The 13,828-nt window shown below is 54.7% G+C and carries 10 protein-coding genes; all 10 read left to right on the top strand.

The genetic code is table 11. The features are described 5' to 3' along the window. Positions 1-69: 69 nt before the first annotated feature. The 10 genes from JSS95_03925 (at position 70) to JSS95_03970 (ending at position 13,813) form a co-directional block, all read left to right on the top strand. Complete coding sequence (locus JSS95_03925; GenBank protein ID MBS1798953.1) at positions 70-1,218, top strand: TIM barrel protein; 1,149 nt, start codon at positions 70-72, stop codon at positions 1,216-1,218. 174 nt (positions 1,219-1,392) lie between these two features. Continuing rightward, complete coding sequence (locus tag JSS95_03930; GenBank protein MBS1798954.1) at positions 1,393-2,094, top strand: DUF1080 domain-containing protein; 702 nt, start codon at positions 1,393-1,395, stop codon at positions 2,092-2,094. Positions 2,095-2,131: 37 nt separating this feature from the next. Continuing rightward, on the top strand, positions 2,132-4,354 hold the full coding sequence (locus JSS95_03935) for a PQQ-binding-like beta-propeller repeat protein (protein ID MBS1798955.1): 2,223 nt from the start codon (positions 2,132-2,134) through the stop codon (positions 4,352-4,354). A 349-nt stretch (positions 4,355-4,703) separates the two neighbouring features. Continuing rightward, on the top strand, positions 4,704-8,063 hold the full coding sequence (locus JSS95_03940) for a TonB-dependent receptor (protein MBS1798956.1): 3,360 nt from the start codon (positions 4,704-4,706) through the stop codon (positions 8,061-8,063). A 121-nt stretch (positions 8,064-8,184) separates the two neighbouring features. Then, positions 8,185-9,168 (top strand): Gfo/Idh/MocA family oxidoreductase, encoded by a 984-nt coding sequence (locus JSS95_03945; protein MBS1798957.1) that lies wholly within the window; start codon positions 8,185-8,187, stop codon positions 9,166-9,168. A gap of 86 nt (positions 9,169-9,254) precedes the next feature. Further along, positions 9,255-9,992 carry a sugar phosphate isomerase/epimerase gene (locus JSS95_03950; GenBank protein ID MBS1798958.1) on the top strand — a complete coding sequence of 246 codons (738 nt, stop codon included), beginning with the start codon at positions 9,255-9,257 and terminating at the stop codon, positions 9,990-9,992. Between the two features lie 152 nt (positions 9,993-10,144). Continuing rightward, complete coding sequence (locus JSS95_03955) at positions 10,145-10,864, top strand: GntR family transcriptional regulator (GenBank protein MBS1798959.1); 720 nt, start codon at positions 10,145-10,147, stop codon at positions 10,862-10,864. A 168-nt stretch (positions 10,865-11,032) separates the two neighbouring features. Further along, entirely contained in the window at positions 11,033-12,760 is a 1,728-nt protein-coding gene (locus tag JSS95_03960; GenBank protein ID MBS1798960.1) for a sodium:solute symporter family protein, read from the top strand. Positions 12,761-12,785: 25 nt separating this feature from the next. Next, a complete protein-coding gene (locus JSS95_03965; protein ID MBS1798961.1) occupies positions 12,786-13,028 on the top strand; it encodes a hypothetical protein in 243 nt (80 codons plus the stop codon). Between the two features lie 17 nt (positions 13,029-13,045). Beyond that, entirely contained in the window at positions 13,046-13,813 is a 768-nt protein-coding gene (locus tag JSS95_03970; protein MBS1798962.1) for an SDR family oxidoreductase, read from the top strand. Positions 13,814-13,828 lie beyond the last annotated feature (15 nt).

Genomic DNA, 13,828 nt, shown 5'->3' on the forward strand with positions numbered 1-13,828 from the left:
GGCATGTCAGGCATTCCTTGTAGTTGCAGGATCGATTGACTCAACCCGAAGTGAAGGAGAACAGCAGCTATGAGCCCAAACAGCGCAAGACGCAACATTCTGGATCGTCGTAACTTTCTTCGCGGTGCAGGCAGCGGATTGGCTGTAGGCGCGTTGCTTGGATCCGCCGCGACGCAGGTTGAAGCGCAGAGCGGTCAGCAGGCGACGCCGGAACCTATTACACATGCCGGTGTCTTCCGCGAGATGACGGACAAAGAGAAGGTTGCTCGCATTGCATCCAACAGCTATCCGATCCGTTGGATATTCAAGAGCCGCGGTGAGCTGGTGGACAAGGAGACTGTTGCCAGGTTGAAGGCAAAGTATGGTGAGATCACCATGCTGGATTTTCCCGCCTTCACCAAAAAAACATTTCCCGGCGTGACCAAAATGGACATGTGGTCGAGCCTGTTCGGCGATATGGACGACAAGAGCCAGTTTGTCCAGCAGACCGTTACCTTCAATGGCAAGGAGCGCCAGATAACGGAGTTCGACCCCTCTGCTACTTCCAGCAAGCGCTGGCTGGAGAAGATGGCAAATACGCAGGTGAAGGAAGGCGTGTTCTGCCACCACATCTCCAACAACGCCCCGCGCAACATCTGCGAGCTGGATGATACGAAGCGCAAAGAAGGGGTTGAGATCGCGAAGAAGTGGCTGGACGGCGCTGCTATCATCGGGGCCAAGTCGATGCGCGTCAACAGCGGCGGCCCGCGTATTGCGCCATGGCCGAACCCGGATACGTCGAGCTATCCAAAGAATCCCGAGATCGAGAAGTATCTCGACCAATGTATCGAGTCTTTCAAGGAGATGGCGGACTATGGAGCCAAAGTCGGCGTAAAGGTGACGCTCGAAAATCACTGGGGTCTGACCGCGAACCCGATCAATATCCGCATCATCATTGAAGAGGTCAATAATGTCTTTTGCGAGGCAAGTCCGGACTTCTGCAACTGGGAGCACAAGTATCTGCTCTATCACGCGCTGAATGACCTTGCCCCGTATGCGCATACCACCGTTCACGCGAAGTTCTGGAACCGCTTTGGCGAGCCTGATGTGCAGCGCAACGTGCGTATTATGCTGAACAACAATTACACGGGGGTGTTTGCGCTGGAGTATGAGGATGGTCCATGGGATGGCATCGAAGGCGCGCAGTATCTTTACCGCGAGGTGATGGCGGCGCTCTAGCCCTGTTTGTAACGCTAACTGTTCTGTGGAAGCGTTGCGGACCTTCTGAGTCAGCGTGTATGTTGTAGGGGCAATTAAATTTCCTAACGATGTGCGTTGTTTTGCGGCGGAGAAGTGTGCGTGTGCGCTCTGCCCGGAAGGATGAAGGCTATGGGTCTCGGTAGTTTCGCAGGCATGGAACGTGTATCCAGTTCAATTGGAACGTCAAGCGCAAAGGCCACGTTGTACAGACGGTTATTGGGCGGGTTGTTGCTGGCGGCTCTGTCGGTTTCCTGCGGCACAGATGCAGGTGCGCAAGCGAAGCCAAAGATCCCGGGGAACGATTGGATCGAGCTCTTCAACGGCACCGATCTGACCGGATGGACAAAGGTGGGCGAAGAGAGCTGGACTGTTGAAGACGGCCTGTTACATGGACGGGGACTGACGAAAGCATACGGCTACCTCCAGACGGACAAAGACTACAAGGACTTTCAACTGTCGCTGCGCTTCAAGTGCGTGGGCGATGGCAACAGCGGCGTGTTCTTTCACACGGGGTTCAAACCAGGGACAGTGGACGCAAACCAGGGCATGCAGTTTGAGATTGACTGCTCGATGATGCACCACACCGGTGGCGTGTATGCCGAAGACGGGCGAGGGTGGGTTGTGTGGCCTTCTCCTGAGAATGAAGGAGTGGTTCGCAAGGGCGAGTGGAACGATTACCTGGTCGAGGTCGTCGGCAACCGCTATCGCTCGCGCTTAAATGGCGTCCCGATGGTGGATTTCACGGATCCGAAGCCCGGCGCTCCTGATGGCAAGATTGCACTGCAGCTTCACGCGGGGGGCGCTGGAAATATGCAGTTCAAGGACATCTGGATCCGCGATCTTTCCAAGCGCTAAGACCGCGGGCCGTCGCTCGCAGAACTGAGAAATACAGATGGACAGGGTGAAGAGTTCAGCGAGACGGCGGTTCCTGGTTTTGCTAGGCTTCTGCGTGGCTTGCGCTACAGCGGTCACCAGCGCTGTAGCGCAAGCGCGACCCGATGCTGCGCACAGCACGTGGCGCGAATATGGAGGCGCCGCCGATGGCGCGCAGTACTCGTCGCTGCGTCAGATTGATCGACGCAATGTCAGCAAGCTGGAACGCGTTTGGACGTTTTCGACGGGCGATGAGCGTGGGTATTCCTTCAATCCGCTGGTGATTGGCCGGACGATGTATGTGCTCGCGCACAATAACTCCGTGGTCGCGCTGGATGCGGCTACGGGGAAAGAACTTTGGTCTCATCCACTCCATGCAAAGAGTTTGTTGATTACGAATCGCGGACTCAATTATTGGGAGAGCAAAGACGGCCGTGATCGCCGATTGATTCTGTCCGTGGATAACGCGTTACGGGAGTTGAACGCGGAGACGGGACAGCCGATCGAGAGTTTCGGAACCAATGGCGCCGTCGATCTACGCGACGGGCTTGGCCGCGATCCGAAGAGTTTGACGCTCGTGCAGTCGTATAACCCGGGGCGCATCTTTGGCGATCTACTCATTCTCGGTTCGGCGACCAATGAAGAGTATGCGTCCGGACCAGGCGACATTCGCGCTTACAACGTGCTGACCGGCAAACTGACGTGGAGCTTCCATACGGTTCCCCATCCGGGTGAAGCAGGTTATGAGACGTGGCCGAAGGATGCGTGGAAGACCGTGGGCGGAGCTAATGCGTGGAGCGGCATGGCCCTCGACGAAAAGCGCGGGATCGTTTTTGTGCCTACTGCCAGCCCAAAGTACAACTTCTACGGAGCAGACCGCAAAGGCAGCAATCTATATGGGGACAGCCTGCTGGCGTTGAATGCGCGCACCGGAAAACTTATCTGGTACTACCAGATGGTGCATCACGATATATGGGACTACGACAACGCCACGACTCCCATGCTGCTTACGGTCCGTCATAACGGCCGCAAGGTGGATGTGGTAGCACAAGCCAGCAAGGTCGGTTTTGTATGGGTCTTCGAGCGCGAGACGGGCAAGCCGTTGTGGCCGATCGAAGAGCGTCCAGTGCAGAAGTCCGACATGCCGGGTGAAGAGACGTGGCCCACGCAGCCATTCCCGACAAAGCCCGCGCCATTTGCACGCCAGTCCTTCACGGTGAAGGACCTCAGTCCATTTCTGGAGCCGGAGGAGCGGGAAGCGATAACGAAACAGATGCTGGCGGCGCGCAACGGCGGCCTGTTTACGCCTCCTTCGACGGTCGATACGGTTGAGATGCCAGGGAACAACGGTGGCGCGAACTTTGGCGGTGCGGCCATTGATCCCGATCGGGGATACTTCTATGTTGTCTCAAAAGATCTACCCTCGATGTTGAAGCTGACGCTGGCGACGGAGCCATCGAAGTCGGGACCGCCCGAGGCTCGTGGACGCGCACTATTTGAAGCGAATTGCAGCTTGTGTCACGGCAGTGACCGTAAAGGAAAACCCCCGGCGATTCCATCGCTCGCAGATGTCTTCGATAGAGCGGGGGATGAAGATATTGCAAAGGTCATCCACTATGGCAAGGGTGTGATGCCGGCGTTTGCCAGGCTAGGGGATACGGATGTGGCATCGGTGCTGGCTTACCTGAAACACCCTGAGCGCGCTCCTGCATCGACTGCAACCTCGACAACGCCGGCGAACACTGCCGCGATCGATCCAGTCACGGCACATTACCGCAGCGGCTTTGGGTTTATGTTCGCGCAGAGCGGCCTACCGGTGATTGCGCCACCCTGGACAACGTTTACTGCTTACGATCTGAACACGGGAGATATCCGCTGGCAGGTCCCTTTAGGTGAAGTTCCTGAGCTGGCCGCTCAGGGACACAAGGACACGGGTTCTCACTTTCCGAAGACCAATCCGGTTGTTACGGCAGGCGGATTAATTTTTGCGGGAAGTCGCGACCGCAAGGTTCGCGCGCTGGATTCGAGTACAGGCAAGGTGCTGTGGGAAGCCGAGCTGGATGCAGCGATTGAAGGCATGCCTGCGATCTATGAAGTCAATGGACGCGAGTATGTTGTCTTTTGCGCGGCAGCGCGATCGACGACGCATACACATGCCGTGCCGGGGCATCCTGCTTCTCAGGACCCGATCCACGGCGCGTATGTTGCCTTCGCTTTACCGGAGTCCGCAGATAGGCACTGAGCCGGATGACCCCGGAAAGAAACGCGACCTCCGACTCAGATCGTTCAGCTACTGAAAAGATACAGTCCGTCGAGAGCCGGATCTGATCGGCATCAGAAACTTGACGCTTCGGGGGATGATTAATATCATCCTCGTATCAAAAGTTTCAAACACTTTCCGAGAAGATATTTCTGTCGCAGCCTTCATTTGCTTCGGTTGAGATGAGTGTCTGTATGAGCTAGTCCGGGCCTTATGGATGCGAGTGAAAACTGAACTTTTCTCTAGATCGCTGCCTCTAGTTTGAAAAAAAACAAGAATAAATGCACTCTCCGGTCGCTTGAAGTCTGTTTTCAAATTCAAGGAGGTCCATATGCGTTGCATTTCGAGCTTGAGGAGTATCTGCGCAAAGCAAGTTGTACGGCATGCAGTTTACGGCCTGATATTTTCGATAGCGGTTATAGGCGGTAACTCTGCATTGGCGCAGAATACAACTGCCGACGTGGTTGGCACAGTGACGGACAGCACCGGCGCTGTCATTCCCGGCGCGACGGTCGAGCTGACGAATGTCAATACGCAGGAGAAGCGCGTTATTACTTCTGGAGCGAGTGGTGAATATGTCTTTACGCTTTTGAAGCCAAGCCCCTATTCGTTGACAGTGACAGCCCCTGGATTCAAGGTATTCAAGATCAGCTCGTTCGCACTGGCGGCAGGTGACCGTTCCCGTCAGGATGCACGTATGGATATCGGCGGCACGGGAGAAGTTGTGACGGTCGATGCCGCGCCACCCGCTCTGCATACCGATAGCGCCGCGCTTATTACAACAGTCACCGAGAAAGCGACGCAGGAGTTGCCGCTCAACGGACGTAACTTCATCAACCTTGTGCAAGTAACGCCGGGCGCGACAGAAGGACTCAACAACGGCCTCGCCAGCGGCAATCGACCTGATGATCGCAGGCAGACCTCATCTGTCTCTATGAACGGCCAGGCCGATATGATGAATAATCAAACGATTGATGGTATCGATAACAATGAGCGCGTTATCGGTTCTATCGGCGTTCGCCCCTCGGTCGACGCGATCCAGGAAGTCAGCGTCCAGGCGAACGTGTTCACGGCTGAGGTGGGCCGTGCCGCAGGCGCCATTGTTAACGTAATTACAAAGTCCGGCACAAACAGCTTCCACGGTTCCGTCTACGAGTTCTTTCGCAACGACAAGCTGAATGCCAATCCATATAAATTTGGCGCGAATATTCCTAAGCCTAAGTATCGCCAGAATCAGTTTGGAGGCAGTCTTGGCGGTCCGATCGTAAAGGACAAGACCTTCTTCTTTGCAGACTACGAAGGTTTGAACATCGTTAAAAATCAGAATCCGACGATCACCACTGTACCTACGCAGGCGGACCGCAATCTGCTTACCACGATTCCGGCTGCACAGATCGACAAGATCGGTCTTCAGTATTTCAACCTTTACCCGTTGCCAACAAATGGCAATCCTTCCGGTAACTATGTGGGGGCACGCGGAGATTCGCAGTTCAACAAGACCGCTGACGGCCGCCTGGATCATCGCTTCAGCAATGGGGACCTGGCTTACCTTCGATATACCTACAACTCGGTCGACACGAAGATTGGCACGCTCTTTCCGGCAGTGAATACTTCTGCCGCAGGCATCGTCGAACCGGGTGGCAATTTAGGCAGCTATCCTGGGCCCGCAGTTACTCGTGCACACCAGGCACACTTGAACTACATTCATACTTTTACGCCCAGATTGCTGCTGGAGCTGAAGGCTGGTTACACTCTGCTGGACAACTCGCAGTTGCCCCTGAACTACGGCAACGCCATCAACACGAAGTTCGGTCAGCCGAATATTAACACAAGCACGCGCAGCAATGAACTGTCCGCCATTACTGTGAACCAGGGAACATCATCAACACTGGGAAACCGTCCTCCGATCATCTATCACGAGAATACGTGGCAGTATGAGGGTGCACTTAACTACATCCGTGGCAAACAGACGATCAAGATCGGAGCTGGTGTCATCCGCCGCCAGGATTCGACGACGCAGACAGATACTGCAAACGGCAACTGGAGCTTTACTACTTATGCCGCACTGCTGACTGGCGACTACCTGAGCGGCGGCAGAAATTCGATTCTTTATACTCCGCGTAACCGCACCTGGGAGCCGCATGGCTTCATACAGGACGACTATCATGTGGCGTCGAACCTGACGCTCAATCTGGGTATTCGTTACGATCTATTCACGCCGTACACCGAGACACAGAATATCCTGTCCAACTTTGATATTAATCTTGGGCGAATTGTGATTGCAGGTCAGGACGGCGTCAATGGCTATGGCAACGTGCGCGCAGATTACAGTAACGTTGCGCCTCGTTTTGGCTTTGCGTATACGCCGTTTGCGAAGACGGTTGTTCGCGGCGGTTTTGGATTGAGCTTTGTGCCGGAAAACACTACATCGGGTTCGGCGCTGGTCAATCAGCCGTTTACGGCTACATGGGGGGCGTACACGCCCGCACAGGCAGTTGCGCAGGCTACTACGATCGGACTGCCGAACCCTACGCAGTATGCAAAGTTTGCGGGTGGCCTGCCGACTCCAGCACCTAATAGCGCGACGAACCCATCAGGTAGCATTACTGCAGCGCTCGACACCAATTTTCGTTCCACGTACATCGAGCAGTTCAACCTGACGGCGGAACGAGAATTCTCCGGTTTCGTGGGGTCGCTCTCTTATGTAGGTGAGCTCGGCCGCCACAATGCTTATTATCTGTCGGACTACAACACCATACCTGTTGCGCTGGGTGCGAAATCTTTTCTTGTTCCGGGAGATACGACGACACCTTCACCTGCAACCGCTACAGACTTCAATACCCGCCGCCGGTTCAACGGCACCGTACCCTTTGTCACCTCTATTCCGTTGTATCGCAGTACAGGATCGAGCAGCTATCATGCCATGCAGGCGGTCCTGAAACGTCGCTTCAGCAAAGGGTTGGACCTGCAATTGGGCTACACCTTCGCCCGCCTGCTGGATAATGCTGAATCCATCAGCAACAACGGCGGCAATGGGTTTGGTTCATCCGCTGATCTGATTCCAATCATCGAATATGGCAACGGCAACCTGGATATTCGTCATCGCGTGACGGCAACGTTCAACTACGCGCTGCCTTTCGGTGAAAGTGCACGTGGTTTCAAATCGGTCCTGATCAAGGGATGGCAGGCCAACGGCCTGGTGGTGTGGAACACGGGTATGCCGTTCTCCGTTACCAACGTCACGAACCGTACCGGAACCCGTCCGACCGCGGGCAACAGCGATCGTGCGAACATGATTGGCAATGGCAAGGTAAGTCATCCGTCGATCAGCCGGTGGTTCGATATCAATGACTTCGTCTTCCAGCCTGCTGGAACGGTTAGCAATCAGCGTCGCAATCAACTTTACGGTCCTGGATTGCAGCGCGTAGACCTGTCGCTGTTCAAGAACTTTGATATCTATGAAAGGCTGAAGCTTGAGTTCCGCACGGAAGCATTCAACGTGTTGAACACGACTCAGTTTGTCAACCCGAGCTCATCGCTCAACATTGTTGCCTGCAGCGCAACGGCACCTTGTACTGGCAACTATCCGGTTGCTGGCTTCCAGCCTGTTTCCACCTTCGGAACAATCACATCGACGGCCAACGCATACAACCCGCGTCTGATCCAGTTTGCGGCTAGATTGAAGTTTTAACTTTTGCACAACGAAGCGGCTCCTTTGGGAGCCGCTTCATTGTTTAATCTAACAAGGACGTTGTCACCGTCTTGCCCTCGTTCCGTTCCGTGATTAATTTTTGCGTAGAGAGATGTGTTTGATGAAAGTTGGGCTTCTTGGTTATGGATTCATGGGTGGCGCACATCTGGCGGCACTACAGCGTATTGATGGAGTGGAAGTAACGGCGGTTTCTTCGCGCGTTCGTCCTTCCGCTGATGGACCCGCGCGCGGCAACATGGACCTGAAGAGCGGACCTCTACCGGAGACGGTCGCCTGGCATTCAGACTGGCGATCAATCGTCTCCGATCCCGCGATCGATGCTGTCGATATATGCCTTCCGACCGACATGCACCGGGAAGTTGCGCTGGCAGCGTTTGCCGCGGGTAAGCATGTGCTTTGCGAAAAGCCGATGGCCCTGACCACTGCAGATTGCGCCGAGATGCAGGCTGCGGCAAAGGCATGTGGGCGCGTCTTCATGGTGGGGCAGGTTGTCCGTTTTATGTGGCCTTACCGTTATGCTGCGAAGTTCATCGAAGAAGCAGGCCGCGACAAGGTTGTGCGATGTGTGCTGAGGCGCAGCACAGGGTATCCGCAATGGGGAGGCTGGCTGACAGACGTGAAGCGGAGCGGCGGTGCGATCATGGACCTGCTGAGCCACGATCTGGATCAAGTTATCCATCTCTTCGGGAGACCACAATCTTTTCATGCGAACAGTGTGGGGCCAGTGGACACGATGCGCGGTGTTTTGAAATATAACGATGGACTCATCGTTGAAGTGGAAGGCGGGTGGGTGACACCTGAAGCTCCATTCTCAGCGGGCTTCGAGATACAGACGGAGGGCGAGTTGCTGATGTTTCACGAGAACGCGCTCGCCCGTAAACAGGGTGAGGGCGAGGCCGTTTCCGTAGAGGTGCCGGACCACGACCCTTATTTCGACGAGGTTGCGTATTTTATCGACTGCTGTCGGCAAAACGCGGTACCGGCATTATGCCCGCCCCAGGAATCGATGCAGGCTGTTGAACTCTCACTGCAACTCATGGCATCTCGCGATGCTGGTGGAAAGGAACTTACATGGAAAGCGTAAAGCCACTTGAGATTGGCCTTGTTGTTTGGGCGGAGGGGACCGCCGAAGAGACGTTGAAGTATGTCTCCGGCTTTGGCTTGCGGTCAATGCAGCTTGGCGTTCCGCCTGCGTTGAACTGCGCATCTGCGATTCGGGATTGGAAAGAAGCCTTGTCTTCATCTCCCATTGCGGTCACAAGCGCTGTTTGTTCGTATGAAGGAGAAGACTATACCGATCTGGCAACTGTCCATGAGTCGGTAGGGTTTACTACGGCACAGTATCGCGCAGAACGAATCGCACGCACAAAAGAAGTGGCATGGTTTGCACACGAACTTGGAGTTGGGGCAGTCTCTTGCCATATCGGCTTTATTCCCGCGAAGCGTTCAGAGCCGCTTCACGCGGAGCTGGTTACTTTGACACAGGAGATATGCGCAGATCTGGCAGCAAGCGGACAAAACTTTGTGCTGGAGACTGGGCAGGAATCGGCAGAGGTCCTGCTCGGTTTTCTAGCGGATGTGGGCAAGGAAAATCTGAAGGTCAATTTCGATCCGGCGAATATGGTTCTCTATGGCTCGGGCGATCCGCTGAAGGCGCTCACGCTTTTGCAGGCCCACGTATCGTCGGTGCACTGTAAGGATGGCCGCTCTCCAGTTCCTGGGGGTAGTGGGCTGGGTAAGGAATGCGCATTGGGTGACGGAGAGGTAGATTTCCCCGGTTTTCTGCGGATATTGAAGAGCTTCAACTATTCCGGCGCGCTGACGATCGAGCGGGAGGAACAGGACCGTGCGCGGAGAACCGCAGATATCGGAACTGCAGTCGCCAGGCTCCGGCAGTGGACGGCATAGTTGGCCCTGGAAAGCTCGCGGATGGCGCAGGGTAAGGTCATCCTTCTCTAGTGAGTCTTTTGTTATAGATAGGTTTGTCAAGCGCGATATACTCGTTTGCGATGCCACGACGATCCAGTACACATCATCCAGGGGCCAAGCAGTCGATACGCATGAAAGCGTATCAGCTGATACAGCACAAGATTGCCACGGGAGAGCTGCGAGCCGGGACCTTAATCTCAGAGCTGGCGATCTCGAAGGAACTGGGCAGTAGCCGCACGCCGGTTCGAGAAGCGGCGGGACAGTTGCTTGCCGAGGGGCTTTTAGACCTTGGGTCAGGTGGCGGTATTGTTGTAACGCAGTTGACTCGGCAGGGCATCATCGATCTTTATGAGCTGCGAGAGGCGCTGGAGGTCTTTGCCGTGGGCCGGGCTGCGCGTGAAGGGGTGCGGCCGGCAGACAGGAAGCGGCTGGAGAGCCTGCTGGATGAGACCCAGATACTGATCAAGGAACTGAAAGAGTCCGGCAAGCCTGAATTGAATTCAGAGCAGATGAAGCGCTTTGCTGTCTCGGACCTTGGGTTCCATGCACTGTTGATTCGCCTGGCTGCGAATGCGCGCATCTTGAAAGTCGTGAATGATACGCGTTTGATGATCCGCATCTTTGCTATTCGGCGTAGCGGGCATAAGAGGGAAGAGCTGGAGCGGATTTACAAGCATCATCGCGCGATCCTGCAAGCTGTGGTCGATTGCGATACCGAGGGCGCTCGCAAGCTGCTCGCCGAGCACATCCAGGCCAGCGGGCGGGAGAGGCTCGAAGAATTCGATCTTTGGGAACGCGAAAACCATCTGGCGAACATTGACATGGGGAGTTCGTTCAGTTTCAACGGCTGACCGGCTCTATTTGAATGCTCGATAGCTCAACAGATTCGTTCTCATATAGCTAGCTACGGATTGTTGTACTCCTATATATTTCTATCCAAGAAATAAATAGACATTTTCAATGCCGACTCGAAACGTTTCGCGAATTGGGAAATAAATACGGATAGACAGGAAGGGTGAATGTCGGCACTGGCTCTGCTCTTTGTATCGCAACGGCTCACTCATCTCTCCGGCATCGATGTTCTAATTCTTGCGCTCTACTTCGCGGTCGTGATTTTCATCGGGTTTTATGTAAAAGGATCAACGAATACAAGCGAAGAGTTCTTTTTGGCGGGACGCGAAATGAGCGCCTGGATCGCCGGATTGAGTTTTGTTTCCGCGAATCTTGGGTCGCTCGAACTGATGGGCTGGGCTGGGTCGGCATATCAATACGGCATCCTTGCAACGCACTGGTACTGGGTTGGAGCGATTCCTGCGATGCTGTTTCTCGGCATTGTGATGATGCCCTTTTACTACATCTCGAAGACACATTCTGTCCCGGGCTATCTGCAACTGCGCTTTGGAGAGGGTTCTCGTGGACTTGCAGCAATCAGCTTCGGCTTGATGACGATCCTGATGTCGGGCGTCAATATGTTTGCGATGGCTGTAGTGATGCAGACAGTTCTCGGTTGGAACATTACTTTCTCGATCTGGATCGGCGCAATCACTGTAGCGGTATATGTAATGTTGGGTGGTCTTCGCTCAGCCATTATCAACGAGGTGTTGCAGTTCGTACTCATCTGGGCAGGTGCGGCGCTGATTCCCATTCTCGGCTTGATCGAAGCAGGCGGGTGGACAAATCTCAAGGCACAGATTGCGGTGAATGTCGGATCGAACGATTACACGCACCTTTGGTCGACTCTGGGGACATTTAAAGGCAATCCGATGGGAATTCACTGGACCGGGATTGTCTTTGGGCTCGGAATGATCATCAGCTTTGGCTATTGGACGACTGACTTTCTTGTGGTGCAGCGCGTGCTTTCGGCGAACAATCTGAGAGCGGCGAAGATGGCCCCCATCATTGGTGCGGCTTTCAAGATGGCGGTTCCGCTGATCGTGATTGTGCCTGGCCTGCTCGCGCTGGCTGTTCTTAAAAATCCCGACGGAAGCCTGATGCATCTTGTGCCTGGAGACGTAGCGAAGGCAACAGGGCAGCATGCGTATGACGAAGTGCTGCCGCTGATGCTGATTCGTTACTGCGGCCCCGGGCTGCTCGGCCTGGGTATTACGGCTCTCGTCGCCGGTTTTATGAGCGGAATGGCCGGAAATGTAAGTGCCTTTTCAACGGTGTGGACGTATGACATCTACGGTGCTTACATCAAGAAAAATGCTTCGGATAAACACTACGTTGCAATGGGCAGATGGTCGACCGTTATCGGTATGCTGGTCTCCATCGCTACCGCCTACCTGGTCGCTCATGCCAGTTCGATTATGGATTATGTACAGGCGCTCTTCAGTTTCTTTATTGCTCCGCTATTTGGCACAGTAATTCTGGGAATGCTGTGGAAGCGAGCGACGCGGGCCGGCGGCTTTTGGGGATTATTTGCCGGAACGGCCAGCTCGATCGCAATGTTTGCCTACGTGCAGACTGGAGGAAAAGCCGCATTGGCACGTATTGCGCTCTCACCCGATGCTCAGCCGATGGCGGAAAACATGTATCGCGCACTTTGGAGCTGGCTTGTGTGCGTTCTCGTTACAGTGACTGTCAGCATGATGACAAAGCCAAAGACAGATGAGGAACTGAAAGGCCTTGTCTACGGCGCAACGGTTATTCCCGATGACGGGGCCACGTCGGTTTGGCAGAAGCCGATCTTCTGGGCAGGAATCGTGACGGTCGTGTTTATTGCGCTCAATGTAATTTTCTTTTAGCGAACGCAGTTCTTACGAGGAGTTTATGGCAGAGGGAACAGGCAGGGGAGAATCGCTCAGCATCTGGTTCTTTGTCGGCGTCATGACGTTGTCGTATGGCCTGGTGCTATTGCCATATGGAGCATGGGCATGGGTCGGAAATCACGAAGCGAATACAACGTTGCATCAACTGCATCCCACATTCTGGTGGGGATTGTTGCTTACGCTCTTCGGTGGGTTCTACACAATTCGCTACAGGCCACGGTCCGGCGATACCGACCGCATCTGAACGACGATGAGGAATCGATGAACTCATTCCAGTTGGAAGGAAGATGCGCGGTCGTTATCGGAGGGACCTCAGGCATTGGCCATGCCATTGCACTTGGCCTGGCACGGGCAGGCGTGAATGTCATTCCTGTGTCACGCAGTGCTGAGGCTTCGGCACAGACGGCCCAGCAGGTAAGGAGCCTTGGCTGCCGCAGCCTCGACGCCTATGTGGATGTGACACAGCGCGCATCCATCGAGAAACTCCATGCTGCCGTCCAGAACGAGCTTGGTGATGTGCATGTTCTGGTGAACTGTGCTGGTGTAACGCAGAGGGCGCCTACTGCAACATTTTCAGAGAATGACTGGAACCGCATCTTCGATATCAACCTGAACGGTACCCTGCGAGCATGCCAGGTATTTGGACAGTCAATGATTGACCGGCGCAGGGGGAGGATTATCAACATCGCATCTCTTTCCACCCTCGTCGCTTTTCAGGAGGTAGCAGCTTATTGTGCTAGCAAGGCAGCCGTTGGCGCCCTGACCCGTTCTCTTGCGGTGGAGTGGGCGCCCTACAATGTGTTCGTGAATGCGATTGCTCCGGGGATATTTCCAACAGCGCTCAACTCCGCGATTCTTGAATCTCCGCGGGGCAAGGAGCTGAAGATGCGTACGCCGATGCAGCGCTTCGGACAACCGGAAGAACTGATTACGACTGCGCTTTATCTTGCATCGGATACCAGCAGTTTCACCACGGGGCAGATCGTTGCGGTGGACGGTGGTTTTCTTGCAAGCGGAGTCAATCAATAACTGCAAGGTATTGCT

It is taken from the genome of Acidobacteriota bacterium (assembly GCA_018268895.1).
In the GTDB taxonomy this organism is placed as follows: domain Bacteria; phylum Acidobacteriota; class Terriglobia; order Terriglobales; family Acidobacteriaceae; genus Edaphobacter.